19 protein-coding genes are annotated in these 18,993 nt (G+C 71.7%); 9 read left to right on the top strand and 10 right to left on the bottom strand.

Going from position 1 to position 18,993, the window contains the following annotated elements:
- Positions 1-80 precede the first annotated feature (80 nt).
- Positions 81-1,439 carry a Pup--protein ligase gene (gene pafA / locus B0I31_RS30175; RefSeq protein WP_106618783.1) on the bottom strand — a complete coding sequence of 453 codons (1,359 nt, stop codon included), beginning with the start codon at positions 1,437-1,439 and terminating at the stop codon, positions 81-83.
- A gap of 80 nt (positions 1,440-1,519) precedes the next feature.
- Between pafA and B0I31_RS30170 the strand changes: the two genes are divergently transcribed.
- Positions 1,520-2,953, top strand: a complete 1,434-nt coding sequence (locus B0I31_RS30170; protein ID WP_245950553.1) for a bifunctional phosphatase PAP2/diacylglycerol kinase family protein — start codon at positions 1,520-1,522, stop codon at positions 2,951-2,953.
- 38 nt (positions 2,954-2,991) lie between these two features.
- Positions 2,992-3,888, top strand: coding sequence for a bifunctional helix-turn-helix transcriptional regulator/GNAT family N-acetyltransferase (locus B0I31_RS30165; protein WP_106618782.1), 897 nt, complete (start codon positions 2,992-2,994; stop codon positions 3,886-3,888).
- Positions 3,889-3,947: 59 nt separating this feature from the next.
- Here B0I31_RS30165 and B0I31_RS30160 read toward each other — a convergent pair whose 3' ends face one another.
- Entirely contained in the window at positions 3,948-4,466 is a 519-nt protein-coding gene (locus B0I31_RS30160) for an RICIN domain-containing protein (protein ID WP_106618781.1), read from the bottom strand.
- 156 nt (positions 4,467-4,622) lie between these two features.
- Between B0I31_RS30160 and B0I31_RS30155 the strand changes: the two genes are divergently transcribed.
- The 5 genes from B0I31_RS30155 to B0I31_RS30135 all read left to right on the top strand — a co-directional run bounded on the left by B0I31_RS30155 (position 4,623) and on the right by B0I31_RS30135 (position 9,651).
- On the top strand, positions 4,623-4,961 hold the full coding sequence (locus B0I31_RS30155) for a helix-turn-helix domain-containing protein (protein ID WP_106618780.1): 339 nt from the start codon (positions 4,623-4,625) through the stop codon (positions 4,959-4,961).
- A gap of 46 nt (positions 4,962-5,007) precedes the next feature.
- Positions 5,008-5,769 (top strand): IclR family transcriptional regulator, encoded by a 762-nt coding sequence (locus B0I31_RS30150; protein ID WP_106618779.1) that lies wholly within the window; start codon positions 5,008-5,010, stop codon positions 5,767-5,769.
- Positions 5,770-5,872: 103 nt separating this feature from the next.
- Positions 5,873-6,583 (top strand): MIP/aquaporin family protein, encoded by a 711-nt coding sequence (locus tag B0I31_RS30145; protein WP_106618778.1) that lies wholly within the window; start codon positions 5,873-5,875, stop codon positions 6,581-6,583.
- A gap of 28 nt (positions 6,584-6,611) precedes the next feature.
- Positions 6,612-8,102: a glycerol kinase GlpK gene (glpK, locus tag B0I31_RS30140; protein WP_219910863.1), complete on the top strand. Its 1,491-nt coding sequence runs from the start codon at positions 6,612-6,614 to the stop codon at positions 8,100-8,102.
- Positions 8,095-9,651, top strand: a complete 1,557-nt coding sequence (locus B0I31_RS30135) for a glycerol-3-phosphate dehydrogenase/oxidase (protein WP_106618777.1) — start codon at positions 8,095-8,097, stop codon at positions 9,649-9,651. Before glpK ends, B0I31_RS30135 begins: the two co-directional genes overlap by 8 nt.
- Positions 9,652-9,716: 65 nt before the next feature.
- Here the strand turns inward: B0I31_RS30135 and prcA are convergent, their stop codons facing one another.
- The 5 genes from prcA to B0I31_RS30110 all read right to left on the bottom strand — a co-directional run bounded on the left by prcA (position 9,717) and on the right by B0I31_RS30110 (position 15,767).
- Positions 9,717-10,529: a proteasome subunit alpha gene (gene prcA, locus B0I31_RS30130; protein ID WP_106618776.1), complete on the bottom strand. Its 813-nt coding sequence runs from the start codon at positions 10,527-10,529 to the stop codon at positions 9,717-9,719.
- A gap of 49 nt (positions 10,530-10,578) precedes the next feature.
- Entirely contained in the window at positions 10,579-11,427 is an 849-nt protein-coding gene (gene prcB / locus B0I31_RS30125) for a proteasome subunit beta (RefSeq protein WP_106618775.1), read from the bottom strand.
- Positions 11,428-11,461: 34 nt separating this feature from the next.
- On the bottom strand, positions 11,462-11,656 hold the full coding sequence (locus B0I31_RS30120) for a ubiquitin-like protein Pup (protein ID WP_033441451.1): 195 nt from the start codon (positions 11,654-11,656) through the stop codon (positions 11,462-11,464).
- A gap of 84 nt (positions 11,657-11,740) precedes the next feature.
- Positions 11,741-13,234, bottom strand: coding sequence for a depupylase/deamidase Dop (gene dop, locus B0I31_RS30115; protein ID WP_106618774.1), 1,494 nt, complete (start codon positions 13,232-13,234; stop codon positions 11,741-11,743).
- A gap of 52 nt (positions 13,235-13,286) precedes the next feature.
- Entirely contained in the window at positions 13,287-15,767 is a 2,481-nt protein-coding gene (locus tag B0I31_RS30110; protein ID WP_106618773.1) for an FtsX-like permease family protein, read from the bottom strand.
- 104 nt (positions 15,768-15,871) lie between these two features.
- On the opposite strand from B0I31_RS30110, the gene B0I31_RS30105 reads away from it, so the two are divergent.
- A complete protein-coding gene (locus B0I31_RS30105) occupies positions 15,872-16,366 on the top strand; it encodes an NUDIX hydrolase (RefSeq protein WP_106618772.1) in 495 nt (164 codons plus the stop codon).
- On the top strand, positions 16,357-16,656 hold the full coding sequence (locus B0I31_RS30100) for a DUF6191 domain-containing protein (RefSeq protein WP_106618771.1): 300 nt from the start codon (positions 16,357-16,359) through the stop codon (positions 16,654-16,656). The genes B0I31_RS30105 and B0I31_RS30100 overlap by 10 nt, the downstream gene beginning before the upstream one ends.
- Before the next feature lie 23 nt (positions 16,657-16,679).
- Here the strand turns inward: B0I31_RS30100 and B0I31_RS40140 are convergent, their stop codons facing one another.
- The 3 genes from B0I31_RS40140 to B0I31_RS30090 form a co-directional block, all read right to left on the bottom strand.
- Positions 16,680-17,030, bottom strand: a complete 351-nt coding sequence (locus B0I31_RS40140; RefSeq protein ID WP_146173994.1) for a hypothetical protein — start codon at positions 17,028-17,030, stop codon at positions 16,680-16,682.
- A gap of 57 nt (positions 17,031-17,087) precedes the next feature.
- Positions 17,088-18,008 (bottom strand): aldo/keto reductase, encoded by a 921-nt coding sequence (locus tag B0I31_RS30095; protein WP_106618880.1) that lies wholly within the window; start codon positions 18,006-18,008, stop codon positions 17,088-17,090.
- An 89-nt stretch (positions 18,009-18,097) separates the two neighbouring features.
- Entirely contained in the window at positions 18,098-18,865 is a 768-nt protein-coding gene (locus B0I31_RS30090) for an ABC transporter permease (protein WP_106618770.1), read from the bottom strand.
- Positions 18,866-18,993 lie beyond the last annotated feature (128 nt).

The raw sequence follows: 18,993 nt of genomic DNA, 5'->3' as shown, positions 1-18,993 counted from the left end.
TAAAAATCTGTTTTGTCAATGGCGCCGAAGAAGGCCCGGACCACCGGGTCCGGGCCTGTCTCCTGCTCTGCGCTGCTCCCCTACAGGGACGCGATCAGCCGCTCCACGCGCTCGTCCACCGCGCGGAACGGGTCCTTGCACAGCACGGTGCGCTGTGCCTGGTCGTTGAGCTTGAGGTGCACCCAGTCGACGGTGAAGTCACGGCCCGCGGCCTGCGCGGCGGCGATGAAGTCACCGCGCAGCTTGGCCCGCGTGGTCTGCGGCGGGGTGTCCTTGGCGGCCTCGATCTCGCCGTCGTCGGTGACCCGTTCCACCTGGTCCTTGCGCTGGAGCAGGTCGAAGATGCCCCGGCCGCGCCGGATGTCGTGGTAGGCGAGGTCGAGCTGGGCGATGCGCGGGTTGGACAGGTCCATGTCGTGCTTGGCCTGGTAGCGCTCCATCAGCCGGTACTTGATGGCCCAGTCGATCTCGCGGTCGATCTTGGACAGGTCTTCCGACGCGACCGCGTCCAACGTGCGGCCCCACAGCTCGAGCACCCGTTCCGCCATGGGGTCGGGCGCGCGCTTGGCCACGTGCTCCACCGCGCGCTCGTAGTACTCGCGCTGGATGTCCAGCGCCGAGGCCTCCTTGCCGCCCGCCAGCCGCACGGTCCGCCTGCCGGTCAGGTCGTGGCTGATCTCGCGGATCGCGCGGATCGGGTTGTCCAGGCTGAAGTCGCGGAACTGCACGCCCTGCTCGATCATCTCCAGCACGAGGTTGGCGCTGCCCACCTTGAGCAGCGTGGTCACCTCGGACATGTTCGAGTCGCCGACGATGACGTGGAGCCTGCGGTAGCGCTCGGCGTCGGCGTGCGGCTCGTCGCGGGTGTTGATGATCGGGCGGGACCGGGTGGTGGCGCTGGACACGCCCTCCCAGATGTGCTCGGCCCGCTGCGACAGGCAGTAGACCGCTCCGCGCGGCGTCTGGAGCACCTTGCCCGCGCCGCAGATGAGCTGCCTGGTCACCAGGAACGGCAGCAGGACGTCGGCGATGCGGGAGAACTCCCCCGCCCGCGCGACCAGGTAGTTCTCGTGGCAACCGTAGGAGTTGCCCGCGGAGTCGGTGTTGTTCTTGAACAGGAAGATATCGCCCCCGATGCCCTCGTCGGCGAGCCTGCGCTCGGCGTCGACGAGCAGGTCTTCGAGGATCCGCTCACCAGCCTTGTCATGCGTGACCAGCTGGGCGAGGTCGTCGCATTCCGCGGTCGCGTACTCCGGGTGCGAGCCCACGTCCAGGTAGAGCCGAGAGCCGTTGCGCAGGAAGACGTTCGACGAGCGTCCCCACGAGACGACCCGGCGGAACAGATAACGCGCGACCTCATCCGGGGACAGCCTGCGCTGCCCGTGGAAGGTGCAGGTCACCCCGAACTCAGTCTCAATGCCGAAGATCCGCCGCTGCATCCCTCAACAGTAGGCGCATTCGGAGCTTTCCTCAGTGATCCAATCGGGCGTCACGCCGATTTCGCGGATAACGTTCTCGTGTGCTCCGACGAGTGAACCGCCTGGACCTGGCCATGATGCGGCGTTCCGGGGCGCTGCGCGCCTCCCCGGTGGACGAGGGGATGAAGAGACTTTCGCGCGCCGCCAACCACAGTGCGTTGTGGCTGGTGGTGGCGGGCGTGCTGGCGACGCGCAAAGGGGTGACGCGGCGGGCGGCGCTGCGCGGCGTGGCGGCGATCGGCGGCGCGAGCTTCAGCGCCAGCCTGGTCGCGAAGCGCCTGTTCCCGCGCCGCAGGCCGGCGGCCGACCTGCTGCTCGTGCCCCGGCGGCTGACCAAGCGTCCCACGTCGTCGTCGTTCCCGTCCGGGCACGCGGCGTCGGCGGCGGCGTTCACCACGGCGGTGGCGATGGAGTCGCCCGCGTTGGCGGCGGCGATCGCGCCGGTCGCCGCGGCGGTGGCGTACTCGCGGGTGCACACGGGCGTGCACTGGCCGTCGGACGTGGCCGCCGGAGCCGCGATCGGGGCCGGTGTCGCCCTGCTGACCAGGCGTTGGTGGCCGCTGGGGCGGACCGAGCCCGCGTCGGCGCGCGAGCACCGGGCGTTGGAGGCGCTGGTGGACGGCGAGGGCCTGGTGGTCGTGGTGAACCCGAGCGCGGGCCTGGGCGGGGACGACCCGACCGACCGGATCGTGGAGGAATGGCCGAAAGCCACGATCGTGGGAATCGAGGATCTCGACACGGTGATCGCCGATCACGCTCCGCACGCACTGGGGGTGGCGGGCGGTGACGGGTCGGTGGCGGCGGTCGCGGCGCTGGCGGCGGCGCACCGGTTGCCGCTGGTCCTGGTGCCGGCCGGGACGCTGAACCACTTCGCGCGCGACGTGGGCGTGCAGGGGCTGGACGACGCCGCACGGGCGGTCGCGGACGGTGACGGCGTGCTGGTGGACCTGGCGGCGGTGACCGTGGACGGCGAGGGGCCGCGCTGGTTCGTCAACACCGCGAGCCTCGGCGGCTACCCCGACATGGTGCGGCTGAGGGAGAACTTGCAGGACAAGTGGGGCAAGTGGCCGGCCGCGGCGATCGCGCTGGCCCGGGTGCTGCGCACGTCACGGCCGATGCGGGTCGAGCTGAACGGCGAGCCGCAGCTGGTCTGGATGCTGTTCGTCGGCAACGGCCCGTACCGACCCAAGGGCTTCGCGCCGACCATGCGGCCCGCCCTCGACGCGGGCCTGATGGACGTGCGGTACATCCGCGCCGACACCCGGTTCTCGCGGGCGCGGTTCTTCCTCGGCGCCCTGCTCGGCTCGCTGCACCGCAGCCGCACCTACCGGCACCTGGAGACGCGGTGGCTCGACGTGCGGCTGCTCGACGGCGAGGTGGCGATCGCGACGGACGGCGAGGTCGGCCCCACCGGGTCCACGTTCGAGTTCCGCTCCCGGCCCGCCGCCTTGGCCGTCTACCGACCCCAGGGATAAGGTTGACTCCGTCAACGGTTCTGTTGAGGGAGTCAACGATGACGGTCGCCGACGTCCGCGCGTTCAACCGCTTCTACACCGGCGTGATCGGCGTGCTCGACCGGAGCTACCTGTCCTCGCCGTACTCGCTGACCGAGGTGCGGGTGCTGTTCGAGCTGGCCGCGGGCCCGTGCGAGGTGCCGGACCTGCGGACCGCGCTGTCGTTGGACGCCGGCTACCTCAGCCGCATCCTGACCGCCTTCGACCGCGACGGCCTGGTCACCCGCACGGCGTCCGCGCGTGACTCGCGGCGTCACGTCGTCGCCCTGACCCCGCGCGGCGAGTCGGTGTTCGCCGAGCTCAACGCCCGTTCGGACGCGGAGATCGGCGCGCTGCTGGAGCGCGTGCCGCCAGCGGACCGCGCCGAGCTGGTCGCGTCGATGCGCAGGATCGAACGGGTGCTCACCGGCACGTCCCGGTCGTACCTGCTGCGGCCGTTGCGACCGGGCGACCTCGGCTGGGTGGTGAACCGGCACGGGGTGCGGTACGCGGAGGAGTGCGGCTTCGACCAGACCTTCGAGGCGATGGTGGCGCGGATCGCGGGCGAGTACGTCGAGCACCACGTGCCGGACCGCGAGTCGGCGTGGATCGCCGAGGTCGACGGTGAGCCGGTCGGGTCGATCTTCTGCGTGCGGGTGGACGACCGGACGGCGAAGCTGCGGATGCTGCTCGTGGAACCGGCCGCCCGAGGTCTGGGCATCGGCGCCCGACTGGTGGACGAGTGCGTGCGCTTCGCCCGCCGGGCCGGGTACGAGCGGATGGTGCTGTGGACCGTGGCCGGGCTGGAGGCGTCGCGGCACCTCTACGAGAAGGTCGGTTTCACGATCGGGAAGAGCGACCCGGAGCGGCTGTTCGGCCGCGAGGTCGAGGCGCAGACCTGGTCGCTGGACCTGTGACGCGCCCACCGGGCCGCCCCGGTCGGGAACGACCCGGTGTGATCACCGGCGCGGCCGGGTCAGGACTTGTACCAGGCCTGGTTGGCCCAGCCGTTGCACGTCCACAGCTGCACCTTGCTGCCGTTGTGGGTCGGCGACGACACGTCCAGGTCGAGGCACCGTCCGTCGTGCCAGCTCACGATCTCGCCGTTGGTGTACATGGTCCACTTCTGGTTGTCCCACCCGTTGCAGTCCCACACCTGCACCTTGGTGCCGTCGTGCGTCGGCGACGACACGTCGGCGTCCAGGCATCGGCCGTCGTGCGTGCTGCGGATGGTGTAGTCGTCGTAGTAGGTCCACTTCTGGTTGTTCCAGCCGTTGCAGTCCCAGATCTGCACCTTGGTGCCGTTGTGGGTCGGCGACGACACGTCCGAGTCCAGGCACCGCCCGTCGTGCAGGCTCTGGATCGGGCTGTGCGCGGTCCGGGCGGCCGGTGCCGGCATCCCCGCCGACACACCCGCCGACGCCCCGGTCGGTGCCACGACCAGCGCGGTGAGCAGCAGGCCCAGCACCGCGAACAGCTTGGTCAGGTGACGCATGCGAATCCCCCCTCGGGTTCGGTCATCGGACCCGAACCGTCCCAAGGCCCGTGGCGGGTTCGGCAGCACAGCGTGAGATATCACCGTGTGATTGCGCGATGCCCGTCCGTAACACTCCCCTTGGTTCCGGCCGATTCCCAGTCGGGGGGACTTGTCATGGAACGAACAGCCGGGTGGGTCGCGCGCGTACCGGACAGCCTGTGGTCACGACGGGAGGTCGTCGCCGCGCTGCGGGCGCGGGACATCGCGAGCCTGCTGGTCCTGCTCAGGCGCTACGCCGGGTACAGCCAGAACGACCTCGCGGGCGTCACGGGCATCGCGCAGGGGCGGATCAGCGAGTACATGCGCCGGCGAAGGCTACCGACGCTGGACACCATCGAGCGGATCGCTGATGGCGTGGACATGCCACCCGAGTGCCGCGGACTGCTCGGGCTGGCGCCGGAACGCCGGTGCCGCGGAACGTGCCAGGATCGGGTCGCTGCCGCCCACCCGTGATCCGGCAGTTCGACATGGTCGAACGGGCAGGCGCTAGAGTGATCTCGTGCCCGGTCCCATCCAGTCCATCGAACGGGCAGCCGCGGTGTTGCGGCTGCTGGCCAGTGGTGCGCGGCGGATGGGGGTCGCGGAACTCGCCCGAGCCCTTGAGCTGCCCAAACCGACCGTGCACGGCATCCTGCGCACGTTGCAGCTGGTCGGGTTCGTCGAGCAGTCGCCGGACACGGGCAAGTACCAGCTCGGCGCGGCGCTGTTCCACATCGGCAGCAGCTACCTCGACGGCAACGAGCTGCGCACCCGCGCGTTGAACTGGTCGGACTCGCTGGCCTCGCGCAGCATGGAGAGCGTCCGCATCGGCACCCTGCACGAGAACCAGGTCCTGGTCGTGCACCACGTCTTCCGCCCGGACAACTCACGCCAGGTGCTCGAAGTCGGCGCGCTGCTCCCCTCGCACGCCAGCGCGTTGGGCAAGGTCCTGCTCGCCGACGACCCCGTGGGCCTCACCGACGACGAACCGCTCAAGGCGTACACGGCCGCCACGATCACCGACCCGGACCTGCTCGGTGACGCGTTGGAGCAGGTCAGACAGCGTGGCTGGGCGTCGGACATCGAGGAGCTGGTCGACGGCGAGGTGTCGCTGGCCGCACCCATCCGGGACCGGCGGGCGGTGACCGTGGGCGCGGTCGGGATCTCCGGGCCCGTCGAGCGGCTGTGCGACGAGCACAAGCAGCCGCGCACCGATCTCGTGTCCTACGTCCGGGAGGCCGCGCGGTCCATCTCGCGCGAGCTCGGCGCCATCCCCTGGTGACGCAGGCGTTTCGGAAGGGTTGACATCTTGTGAGCGTCGGCACAGGATTCACGCGCACCGTACGACATTGTCGAACGGCATTCAGGTTAGAGAGGGCGCGTGGATGACCAACCAGTCGATCTTCATCGGTGAGTTCCTCGGCACCGCACTGCTGTTGCTGCTCGGCAACGGCGTCGTCGCGGGCGTGGTGTTGGCGAAGTCGAAGTCGAACGGCGCGGGCTGGGTGGTGATCACGTTCGGCTGGGGCTTCGCGGTGCTCGCGGGCGCCTACGCGGTCGCACCGCTGTCCGGCGCGCACCTCAACCCGGCCGTCACGGTCGGCCTGGCGATCCACAACGGCGACTGGAGCACCGTCCCGCTGTACGTGGGCGCCCAGCTCCTCGGCGCGTTCACCGGCGCCGTCCTGTGCTACCTCGCCTACCTCGGCCAGTTCCGCGCCAACACCGGCGAGGTGCTGGGCATCTTCGCCACCGGCCCCGAGGTCCGCCACCGCGCGCAGAACCTGACCACCGAGGTCATCGCCACGTTCGTGCTGGTGTTCGTGATCCTGGCGACCGGCCAGACCAAGGGCCTGGAGACCTCGGGCACCGGCGTGCTGATCGTGGCCCTGCTGGTGGTCGGCATCGGCATGTCCCTGGGCGGGCCGACCGGCTACGCCATCAACCCCGCGCGCGACCTCGGCCCGCGGCTCGCGCACGCCGTCCTGCCGATCCCCGGAAAGGGTGGATCGGACTGGGGCTACGCCTGGATCCCCGTGGTCGGCCCGCTGCTGGGCGGAGCATTGGCCGGGCTCGTCGACATCGCCGTCTACTGACACCGCCGTCCAGCGAGGAGCGTCCATCGTGAGCACCTACATCGCCGCAATCGACCAGGGCACCACGTCGTCGAGGTGCATCGTCTTCGACCACGGTGGCGCGATCGTGTCCGTGGCGCAGAAGGAGCACCGGCAGATCTTCCCCAGGCCGGGCTGGGTCGAGCACGACGCCGAGGAGATCTGGGCCAACGTGCTCGACGTCGTGCACGGCGCCCTGCAGAAGGCGTCGCTGACCGTGCACGACCTGGCCGCGGTCGGCATCACCAACCAGCGCGAGACCACGCTGGTGTGGGACAAGGCCACCGGCAAGCCCGTGCACAACGCGATCGTCTGGCAGGACACGCGCACCGACCAGCTGGTCAAGGAGCTGGGCGAGCAGAACCGGTTCCGGGACAAGTGCGGCCTGCCGCTGGCCACCTACTTCTCCGGGCCGAAGGTTCGCTGGCTGCTCGACCACGTCGACGGCCTGCGGGAGCGCGGCGAGCGCGGCGAGGTGCTGTTCGGCACCATGGACACCTGGCTGATCTGGAAGCTCACCGGCCGCCACGTCACCGACGTCACCAATGCCAGCCGCACCATGCTGATGAACCTGGAGACGCTGGACTGGGACGACGAGCTGGTCGACGCGATCGGCGTCCCCCGGGCGATGCTGCCGGAGATCCGCTCGTCCGCCGAGGTCTACGGCACCGCGACCGGCACGCTGGACGGCGTCCCGGTGGCGTCCGCGCTCGGCGACCAGCAGGCGGCCCTGTTCGGCCAGACCTGCTACTCGCCCGGCGAGGGCAAGTGCACCTACGGCACCGGCAGCTTCCTGCTGGTCAACACCGGTGACAAGCCGGTGGTCTCGGAGAACGGCCTGCTCACCACGGTCGGCTACAAGATCGGCGACCAGCCGGCCGCGTACGCGCTGGAAGGCGCGATCGCGGTGACCGGCGCCCTGGTGCAGTGGTTCCGGGACAAGATGGGGCTCATCGGCAGCGCGCCCGAGATCGAGACGCTGGCCCGGTCGGTCGAGGACAACGGCGGCGCGTACTTCGTGCCCGCGTTCTCCGGCCTGTTCGCGCCGCACTGGCGGTCCGACGCGCGCGGCATCATCGCGGGCCTCACCGGCTACATCGACAAGGGCCACATCGCGCGTGCGGTGCTGGAGGCGACCGCGTGGCAGACCCGCGAGGTCGTGGACGCGATGAACGCCGACTCGGGCGTGGAGCTGACCACGCTGAAGGTCGACGGCGGCATGACGGCGAACAACCTGCTCATGGGCTTCCTGTCCGACGTGCTCGACGTGCCGGTGGTGCGGCCGATCGTCGCCGAGACCACGTGCCTGGGCGCCGCCTACGCGGCCGGTCTCGCGGTCGGCTACTGGTCGGACACCGAGACCCTGCGCGAGAACTGGCACAAGGCCGCCGAGTGGCTGCCCACGATGGACGCGCGGACCAGGGACAAGGGTTATCGGAAGTGGAAGAAGGCGGTCGAGCGGACCGTCGGCTGGATCGACGAGGACGACAACGATGAGTGAGCAACGGGCCAGGGCGCGCGAGGCGCTGGGACACGGCGCCTTCGACCTGGTGGTGATCGGCGGCGGCGCGCTGGGCATCGCCACCACGTGGGCGGCGGCCCGGTCGGGGCTGCGGGTGGCGCTGGTCGAGGCGGGTGACTTCGCGGGCGCCACGTCCAGCGCGTCGTCCAAGCTCGTGCACGGCGGCCTGCGGTACCTGGCGATGGGGCCGGGCGCGGTGCCGATGGTGCGGGAGAACCACGCCGAGCGGCGCGCGTTGGGCGACCGCCTGGCACCGCACCTGGTCCGGCCGCTGCCGTTCCTGGTGCCGGTGTACCGGGGCGGGCCGCACTCGCGGTCGGTCCTCGGGGCGGGCGTGGTGCTGTACTCGGCGCTGTCCGGGTTCGGTGACGGCGTGGGCAAGGTGCTGTCGGCGCGGCGGGCCGTGGAGTACGTGCCGCACCTGAGGACGGACGGCCTGCGCGGGGCGGCGCTGTACTACGACCACCAGATGAACGACGCGCGGGTGGCGATCACGGCGGCACGGGCGGCGGCGGAGGCCGGTGCGGTGCTGCTCAACCACGTCGAGGTGGTGGGGCTGCGCAAGCGCGGCCCGCTGGTGACCGGGGTCGAGCTGCGGGACAAGGTCGACGGCGGCGAGTTCGGGGTCGACGCGTCGGTGGTGGTCAACGCGACCGGGCCGTGGCTGGACTCGGTGCGGCGGATGGAGGACGCGGCGGCCGCGCCGAGCATCCGGTTGTCGAAGGGTGCCCACCTGGTGCTCCGGACGGATGTGCCTTGGCGTGCGGCGATGACCATCCCGGTGGACGACGTGCGGGTGTCGTTCGCGATCCCGTGGGAGGGGCAGCTGCTGCTGGGCACGACGGACGAGGTGTACGAGGGGGATCCGGCGGACGTCCGGTGCTCGCAGGCGGACGTCGACCAGATCCTGGGTGAGGCCTCGGTGGGCATCTCGGCCGAGGCGCTGGACCGGTCGCGGTTGGCGTACACGTTCGCCGGGTTGCGGGTGCTGCCCAGAGGTCCGGGTGACAGCGGGTCCGGCGACACCAGTCACGCCAAGCGCGAGACCGTGATCACGCGCGGGCGTGGCGGGATGATCAGCGTGGCGGGCGGCAAGTGGACGACGTTCCGGCGGATCGGGGCTTCGGTGCTGGCGCGCGTCGGCGAGGCCCTGGGGCGGGACCTGTCGCGGGCGTTCGACGGTGTGCCTTCGGCGCTGCCGGGGGCGGCGATGCCGGAGCGGGTGTCGGCGCAGTTGGGGCGGGAGCTGCCGTTGGTGCCGGACGACGTGCTGCGGCACCTGGCCACGCACTACGGGACGGTGAGCCACGAGGTGCTGGCGCTGGCGTCGGACGACCCGTCGTTGCTGGAGCGGGTGCACCCGGACGGGCCCGACATCTGGGCCCAGGTGGCGCACGCGCAGCGGTACGAGTGGGCGACGGAGGTGGACGACGTGCTGCGGCGGCGGACCACGGTGGTGGTGCGCGGGCTCGATACACCGTCTGTACGGGAGCGCACGGGGCGGTTGCTGGCCCAGGCGATCGCATAGGTGGACCCGGTGCACGGAGAGGCCCCCGGTGGTGGTGGACACCGGGGGCCTTCGCTGGTGCCTGGTTATGCCTTGTCGTCGTTCGGCGGCAGGTTGACGTCCGTCACGGGCTTCCGCTTGGCGCCCTTGGCGGGTGGTTCGTCGGCCTTGGCCTCTTCGGCGGGTGCCGGGTCGTCGCCCGGGAGGAGGGCGGCGAGGGCGGCGCCGGTGATGCGGCGGAACGCCCGTCGTGGACGGGAGCGTTCGAGGACCGCCACTTCCAGCTTGCCGCGGTCGAGGAGGTCCGGCTTGCCGTTGCCGGTGGTGGTGCTGCCGGAGCTGAGGGCCTTCACCGCGGTGCGGACGGCCTCGGCCAGCGGCTGGCCTTCGGTGTAGGCGTCCTTGAGCGCGGTGCCCGTCGCCTCGGCCTGGCCACCCATCACGACGTACTGCGGCTCTTCCACGATCGAGCCGTCGTAGGTCAGGCGGTAGAGGGTGTCCTGCTCGGGGTCGGTGCCGACCTCGGCGACGCAGATCTCCACCTCGAGGGGCTTGATCTGCTCGGCGAAGATCGAGCCCAGGGTCTGGGCGTACACGTTCGCCAGTGAGCGGCCCGTGACGTCGCGCGGGTCGTTCTGGTAGCCGCGGATGTCGGCGAACCGGATGCCCGCCTGGCGCAGGTTCTCGAACTCGCTGTAGCGGCCGACCGCGGCGAACGCGATGCGGTCGTAGATCTCGGACACCTTGTGCAGGGTCGCGGACGGGTTCTCCGCCACGAACAGCACGCCGTCGGCGTACCGGAGCACGACGACGCTCCGGCCTCGGGCGATGCCCTTCCGGGCGTACTCCGCGCGATCGCGGAGGATCTGCTCGGGTGAGGCGTACAACGGCATCGTCACTGCTGCGGCTCCCGGGCTCGGCGGATGGGGATGGGGATCGGCACGGCGCTCAGCCCGCCGGCTTGGTCTTGCGGCCCTCGACGACGGACTCGGCCAGCACGGCGGTCTGCTCGTCGGACAGGTGCGCCGCGCCCTCGGCCGTGATCGTCACGACGACCGGGTAGATCTTGCGGATCACGTCCGGGCCGCCGGTGCCCGAATCGTCGTCCGCCGCGTCGTACAGCGCCTCGATCGCGGTCCTGGTGGCGCCCTCGGCGTCGGCGTCGGGGTCGTAGAGCTTCTTCATCGCCGACTTCGCGAACAGCGAGCCGGAGCCGACTGCCTGGTAGCCCTGCGACTCCTCGTACCGCCCGCCGGTCACGTCGTAGGACACGATGCGGCCCGCGCGGTCCGGGTCGGGTGCCGCGGTGTCGAACCCCGCGAACAGCGGCACGACGGCGAGGCCCGCGAGCGCGGCGTCCAGGTTGCCCTTGATCATCGCGGAGAGCCGGTTCGCCTTGCCGTCCAACGACAGCGAGACGCCCTCGATCTTCTCGTAGTGCCGGAGCTCGACCGCGTAGAGCCGGACGATCTCGACCGCGATGCCCGCCGTGCCCGCGATGCCCACCGCCGAGTAGTCGTCGGTGATGAACACCTTCTTCATGTCGCGCTGGGCGATCACGTTGCCCATCGTGGCGCGCCGGTCGCCCGCGATCACCACGCCGCCCTTGAAGGTGAGGGCCACGATGGTGGTGCCGTGCGGAGCCTGCACCGCGCCGCCCTCGGGCAGCTTGCGGCTCGACGGCAGCAGTTCGGGAGCCTGTGCGCGGAGGAAATCGGTGAACGACGACGACCCCGGCCTGAGGTAGGCCGGGGGCAACGACGCGGCCGGGTAGTGCCCGGTCGAGCTGTGGTCCATGTGTGCGTTTCTCTCCTGTCCCGCCGGCGGCTTCTTACTCGCCGCCCTTTTGCACGTACGCGCGGACGAAGTCCTCGGCGTTCTCCTCGAGCACGTCGTCGATCTCGTCGAGGATGGCGTCGACGTCCTCGCCGAGCTTCTCCCGGCGTTCCTGGCCGGCCGCGGCCGCGCCGTCGCCGTTCTCGTCGCCGTCACCGCCGCCTTGGCGCTGAACCTGTTCCTGGGCCATGTCGACCTCCCGGTCTTCGGGTCCTGCGAGTTAAACACTACCCACCAGGTACGACATCCGGTGCCTGCCACTCGGGTCTGTTGATCAGCCCCTGGTCAGCGCCTCCACCAGCTGCTCGGCCGTGTCGGAGGCCTCCAGCAGTGCTCCGACGTGCGCTTTCGTACCGCGCAGGGGTTCCAGGGTGGGAATCCGAACGAGTGATTCACGACCGAGGTCGAAGATCACCGAATCCCACGACGCGGCGGCCACCGAAGTGGGGTAGCGCTCCAGGCACCGACCGCGGAAGTACGCCCGGGTGTCCTCCGGCGGCGCGAGGATGGCCGCCCGCACTTCCTCTTCGCTGACCAGGCGTTTCATCGAGCCGCGGGCCACCAGCCGGTTGTACAGGCCCTTGTCCAGCCGCACGTCGGAGTACTGCAGGTCGACCAGCGACAGCCGGGGCGAGCCCCACGCCAGGCCGTCCCGCGCGCGATAGCCTTCGAGCAACCGCAGCTTCGCCACCCAGTCGAGGCGGTCGGCGCACTCCTGCGGGTCGCGGGCCAGCGCGTCGAGCACCTCGCCCCACACGCGCAGCACGTCCCGGTCGCCGTAGCCCTCCTGCTCGACGAACGCGGCGGCGCGCTCGTAGTAGGCGAACTGCAGGTCCAACCCGGTGAACTTGCGCCCGTTGACCAGCTCGACCTTCGTCTTGAGCGTCGGGTCGTGGCTGATCTGGTGCACGGCCCGGACCGGTTCCTGCAGCCGCAGGTCGTCGAACCGGCGGCCGGCCTCGATCATGTCGAGCACCAGCGACGTGGAGCCGCACTTGATGTAGGTCGAGTACTCGGCGAGGTTCGCGTCGCCGATGATGACGTGCAGCCTGCGGTACTTGTCCGCGTCGGCGTGCGGCTCGTCGCGGGTGTTGATGATGCCGCGCTTGAGCGTGGTCTCCAGGCCGACCTCGACCTCGATGTAGTCCGAGCGCTGGGACAGCTGGTAGCCGGCCTCCTCGCCCGCCGCGCCGATGCCGACGCGGCCGGAGCCGACCACGACCTGGCGTGACACGAAGAACGGGGTGAGCCCGGCGATCACCGCGGTGAACGGCGTGCTGCGCTGCATCAGGTAGTTCTCGTGGGTGCCGTAGCTGGCGCCCTTGCCGTCCACGTTGTTCTTGTACAGCTGCAGCCGGGGCTGGCCGGGGACGGTGGCGGCGCGCATCGCGGCCTCCTCCATCACCCGCTCCCCCGCCTTGTCCCAGATCACCGCGTCGCGCGCGTTGGTGACCTCGGGCGCGGAGTACTCGGGGTGGGCGTGGTCGACGTAGAGGCGCGCGCCGTTGGTGAGGATGACGTTGGCCGCGCCCAGGTCCTCGACATCGCTGTCGCCCGGGTGGCCGCCGGGCGTGCCGAGGTCGAAGCCGCGCGCGTCGCGCAGCGGCGATTCGACCTCGTAGTCCCAGCGCGCCCGGCGCGCCCGCGGTATGTCGGCGGCCGCCGCGTAGGCCAGCACGACCTGTGTCGAGGTGAGCACCGGGTTCGCCGTCGCGTCACCCGGCACCGAGATGCCGTACTCGACTTCGGTTCCCATGATCCGCCGCATGTACGCAGACTACGACGTTCCACCGGCACACCGCCCGGACGCAGGTCACGTTTCAGCCGGCCGCGAGTCCGGCGGCGGGCCTGATCCGGGACGCGCCGCGGGCCGGTCCGAACGCCGCGAGCACCGCCAGGACCACCACGCCCGTGCCGCCGACCAGCAGCGGAACCACGGCCGCCGTCGGCCAGGCGAACACCCCGACCGCGGCCAACGTCAGCTCGGCGTAGACGAGGCCGAACACACCCCCGCCCAGCACCCCTACCAGCGCCAACAGCACCGCTTCGGCCACCACGCCACCTTGCAGGCCACCCTTGGTCACGCCCAACGCGCGCCGCAGCGCCATCTCCTTGCGCCGTTCCTGCACGGAGATCGTCAACGCCGTGCCGATACCGGTCACGGCCACCGCGACGGACAGCCCCAGCAGCACCATCAGCATCACGATCCCCAGGTCGAGGTAGCGCTGGTTCTGGGCGTTCGTCTCGGCCCTGGTCTTCACCAGAACGGTGGGCGAGTCGGCCAGCGCCGACCGCACGCCCGCCTCGTAGGCGGCCGGGTCCGCGCCCGGTTCGAACGCCACCAGGACCTTCGACGCGGGCGCCAGGTCCGGGTCGGCCAGCACCACGTCGGCGTCGTCCAGCAGCGAGCCGGTGACCGTGCCGACGAACGTGGCCGTGCGCGGCCCGCCGGGCAGTCCCTCGACCGTGAACGGCCGGCCGAGCTGGGCGCCGAACCGCTCGGCGTACCACTCGTCGAGCAGGACGGTGCCCGGCGCGAAGTCCTTGGCGTCGACGTTCTGCCTGGTCAGCCACTCGCGCAGGCGTTCGGGGTCGGCGCCGACGACCTGGGTCGGGAACGTGTGGCCCTCGCCGTCCGACTGCTCGGCCTCGACGCCGTGCACCACGACCGTGGCCGCCGCTTCGGGCCGGTTGGCCGCCGCGCCGACAGCGCCCGCGAGCGCGCGCCCGCCGGAGTCCGCCACCACGGCGTCCGGCCGCGGCTCGTTGGCGAACTCGTCCTCCATGCGCTGGGCCGAACCGACCGTGACCGCGAAGAACGTGACCATCGCGGCGGCCAGGAGCAGCGGCATCGCCACCGACGCGGACCGCTGCGGCACCCGCCGCACCTCGGCCGCGGCCAGCTTCCACTGCGCGCCGCCGAAGCGGCTCGCGACCGAGCCGAAGATCCGGCCCAGCGCGGGCACGACCACCGGTCCGAGCACGCCGAACAGGCCGAACACGGCGATGATGCCGGAGAACAGGACCAGGAAGATCGCCGCCAGCGAACCCCGGGCGAGCACCGCGAGCGCGGCCAGGACGGCGGCGGTGACGACCAGTGCGATGCCGAAGATCCGCCGACGACGCACCACGGCCCGGTCGGGCGTCTGGCCTTCGGACGTCCGCAGTGCCGCGAGCGGCGAGATGCGTGCGGCGGCCAGCGCGGGCCGGACCGCGGCGAACGCGCTGAGCGTGGCCGCCGTGACCACCCCGATCACCAGCTGGCCGACCGTGGGCAGCAGCGACGGGCTCAGCTCCACCGCGCCGAGCAGCGAGGACAGGCCGGTGCCGTCGAACAGCCTGGCCAGCAGCCACGCCACCGACCCGCCGAGCACCGCGCCCACGAGGCCCGCGGCCACGCCGGTGAGCAGCGCTTCCAGCAGGTTCGCCCAGACCAGCGGTCCGCGGTGGGCGCCCAGGCAGCGCAGCAGCGCGGTGTGCCGCTGGCGTTGCGCGTAGACGGCGCGGTAGGTGGCCGAGGCGACGAAGACGGACGTGGCCAGCGCCAGGATGCTGAACGGCAGCAGCACGGCCGCCAGGTCGTTGTTCGAGGGCTCCGCCGCGATCGCCGCCCTGGTGTCCACCTGGAAGCCCGCGCCCGCGGCCCGCGCGACGGCGTCCCGGTCGCCGCCGACCACGTAGATCGCCTCGACCCGGGGCTCGCCGCCGAGCTTGGCGGCCAGGCCCTCGCCGACCACGATCATCGGCTCCTCGGCGAGCGAGCCGCGCTTGGTGATGCCGCGGACGACGACGTCCAACGGCTTGCCCCGGGCGTCGGCGACGCGCACGGAGGCGCCCGGCTTGAGGCCGTGCTCGTGGGCGGTGACCCGGTCGATCGCGATCTCGCCGTCCGGGCCGGGTGAGCGGCCCTCCAGGATCGGCACGCGGTGCAGGTCCTCGCGGTCCGGCTCGATGTCGGCGGTGGCCCGGCGGTCGGTCGCCCGGCCGCCTTCGTCGAGCAGCAGGTCGGCGCGGACCTCGCGGATCGGTTGCGCCACGGTCACCCCGGCGACCTGGGCCACCCGATCGGCGGTCGCCTGGTCGAGAACCCCGTCGCCGCCGTAGAGCGGCGGGCGGACGACGAGGTCGACGCCGGCGGGCACGGCGGGCGCGCCCTCGTCCGTGGCGCGGACCATCGCGTCACTGAGCATCAGGGCGGCCAGCAGGCAGGCGACGCCGACCACCAGGGCGACACCGGGCAGCACGGCGCGACCGGGCCGGTTGCGGAACTCGGCGACCGCGAGCCGCAGGGATGTGGGCACAACTCCTCCTCGTGACGCGAACGCCACGACGGTAGGAAGCGGGGGCGTCGGCGAGCGTCGGCCCGAGGTAGCACGGGTCGGTACGACCTTGGGAGGATCTCCACGTGGAGCACGTAGTGGTGGTGGATCCCGGCGGCACGCCCATCGGCACGGCGACGCGCGCTCGGATGCGCGCGGAGGGCCTGTGGCACGCGTGTGCGTCGATCGTCGTGCGGTCTCTCGACGGGACGCGGGTGTACGTGCACCGTCGCACGGACAGCAAGGACGTCTACCCCGGCCTGTACGACCCGACGTGCGGCGGGGTCGTGGCGGCCGGTGAGACGCCGGACGAGTGCGCGGTGCGGGAGCTGGCCGAGGAGCTGGGGATCTCGGGGGTGCCGGAGTTCCGGTTCAGGACGCCGTTCGTGGACGGAACCATTCGCTACGTCGCGCACGTTTACGACGTGCGCAGCGACGGACCGTTCACCCACCAACCCGAAGAGGTGGCGTGGGGCGGCTGGATGGACTTGGACGAGGTGCGGGCTTTGGCGGAAGACCCCGGGTGGCCGGTTGTGCCGGACGGCCGGGCCCTGATCCGGAAGTGGTTCCCATGGGCATGATCTTCGCGATGTCGATCCCCGGCCTCGCCCTGCTGCTGCTCGGCCTCGCCACGGGCGAGCGGGTGTGGCAGGCAGTGCGCCGGCGCAAGGGCCACCCGGTCGTGACCGCGACCGCGTTCGACGAGTTCACCACCGTGTTCCAGGGCGGCAAGCACATCGAGCTGCAGCAGCGCCAGGTGACCTTGATGCTGGGCGAGGACGAGGAATCCGGCGCCCCGCCGCGCGGACCGGTCGACCTCGAATCGGGGAACGTCCGCCTCGCCCGCCCCACCCCTGACTCACCGGCTTAGCCCTCCCCCGCGACACCGACGCGTCACAGCACGCACGTGCGGCCCGTGCCGCGAGACGGCCCGGCCCGCCCGACGCGTGCGGCGCGGCACCTCCGGCCCGGCGGCCCGTGCGGCACGTCCAGCCGTGCGGCACGTCCAGCCGTGCGGCACGTCCAGCCGTGCGGCACGTCCAGCCGTGCGGCACGTCCAGCCGTGCGGCACGTCCAGCCGTGCGGCACGTCCAGCCGTGCGGCACGTCCAGCCGTGCGGCACGTCCAGCCGTGCGGCACGTCCGGCCGTCCGGCGCGGCACCTCCGGCCCGTGCGGCCCGTGCGGCCGTGCGGCACGTCCGCCCGTGCGGCGAGACAGTCCGGCGCCTCCGGCGCATGCGGCAAGGCGCGTCCGGCCCGCCCGGCGCGTCGGGTGCGAGGCGTCGAGGTCGAGGGGCGTGGTCATTCCCAGGGCAGTGACGCCCGAGTGGCCCAGTACTGCTCGGGCGGCTCGGCGCAGGCCGCGAGTTCGTCCGGCTCCAGGTCCACCTCCCGTGCCTTCAAGTTGGCGTGCAGTTGTTCGGGGCTGGCGGCGCCGGAGAGGACGACGTCGGCCCACGGTTGGGCGCGCACGGCGGCCAGCGCGACGGCGTCCGGGCCGACGCCGTGCTGGTCGGCCAACTCGCGCACGGCCGGCGGCGGGTCGACGGCCAGCCTGCCGTTGGCCACGCCTTCCTTGACGAAGACCTCCGCGCCGGACTCCTTGGCGAATGCCAGCGCCGGCCCCACCGAGGTCTCCAGGACGTTCCAGGTGGACTGGACGCTGTCGAACAGCCGCCGGCCCTCGACGGTCAGCTCCAACGCCCGCCGCACCGTCTCGCCCTGGTGCGGGCCGGAGGTGGAGAACCCGAGGCGGACCCCCGAGTCCCGCAACCCGCCCAGGGCCAGGAGCAGGTCAAGGTCCCCGAACAGCGGGCTGTCGGACGTCAGCGAGTGCACGTTGTAGAGCCCGACGTGCGCCCCGAGCAGTTCCTCGGTCTCCCGCCACTGCCGGGTGAACTGCTCGACCGAGTGCTCCTTCACCTCGTGCGTGGCCACGTCCCGACGCCAGTCGGCGACGTAGGCATAGCCCCATTTGCTGGACACCTGGACGTCCTGGTGGCCACGGGTGGCCAGCCACTGGGCCAGGAACTCCTCCGCCCGACCGTAGGAGCGGGCCGCGTCCACCCGACGCACCCCCGCCGCGTAGGCCGCGTCCAGCACGGCGTGGCACTGCGCACGCATCGCGTCCACGTCCCGGTGGTCGGGCAACGCGTGCTCGCGGCCGAGGTTGATGTAGGCGGGGCGGCCGAGCGCGGCCAGGCCGAGGGCGAAATCGGGCACGTCCGACACGGTAACCGCCGGCCCCGGAAGACCGCCCGATCACCACCACCGCCATCGACCCGGGCAGGCACGACGCCGGACACGGAACGTCATGCGTCACGGCGCAGCAGGGCGACAGCGCCCGCACCGAGGGCCAGCACCACGTAGGCGACCATCACCAGACCGGCTTGGACCGGGGACAGCGGCGTGCCCGACACCTCGCCGGACAGCTGTGGTGCGAGCGAGGGCACCATCACGGAGTACACGCGCTCGTTCCAGGGGTCCGGCAGGATCAGGGTGAGCGAGGGCAGGACGAACAGCAGGGCGCACAGCGACACCAGGGCGCCCGCGGTCGAGCGGAGCAGGAAGCCCAGGCCCAGGCCGAGGAGCCCGAGCAGGACCAGCGACGCGGTGTTCGCCAGGAGGATCGGCAGGGCTTCGGTGAACGACGTGTAGGCCGAGATCGGGGCGGGGCGGTCGCCGGTGATCAGCTCACCTGACTGGTAGGCGAGAAAGGTGGCGGCCAGGCCCACGACCAGGGACGCGCTCGCCACCACGACGGTCTTGGCCAGCAGGTAGGCCCTGCGTTGCGGCACGGAGACCAGGGCGGTTCTGATCATGCCGCTGCCGTACTCCGAGGTGATCGCCAGGGCGCCCAGCACGCCCAGGCAGAACTGGGTGAACGGGATCACCATCACGCCCGGGTCGGCGGCCCCGAACTTCTGCTGGAGGTCCGGCGGCGAGGTGTCCCAGTCGGCGGTCATCAGGTACGACACCAGTGCGCCGCCCAGCAGGGACACCGCGATGGCGACCAGGATGTAGGTGGTCGAGCGGACGGAACGCAGCTTCAGCCACTCGGAATTCAGGACGTCGGTCATCGGAAAGCCTCCTTGGTGTGGTGGTCCGCGCTGTCTTCGGTGGGGCGTCGAGGTGGTGAGTCCGGGAAGGCGCCACGCGGGGTCGCCGGCAGACGCCCTCCGGAGACCCACGGCGCGGAGTGGATCCG

It is taken from the genome of Saccharothrix carnea, from assembly GCF_003014735.1.
GTDB classification, from domain to species: Bacteria; Actinomycetota; Actinomycetes; order Mycobacteriales; family Pseudonocardiaceae; genus Actinosynnema; species Actinosynnema carneum.
Note: the sequence above shows the minus strand (reverse complement) of the source record. Positions and strands in the feature narration are given on the sequence as shown.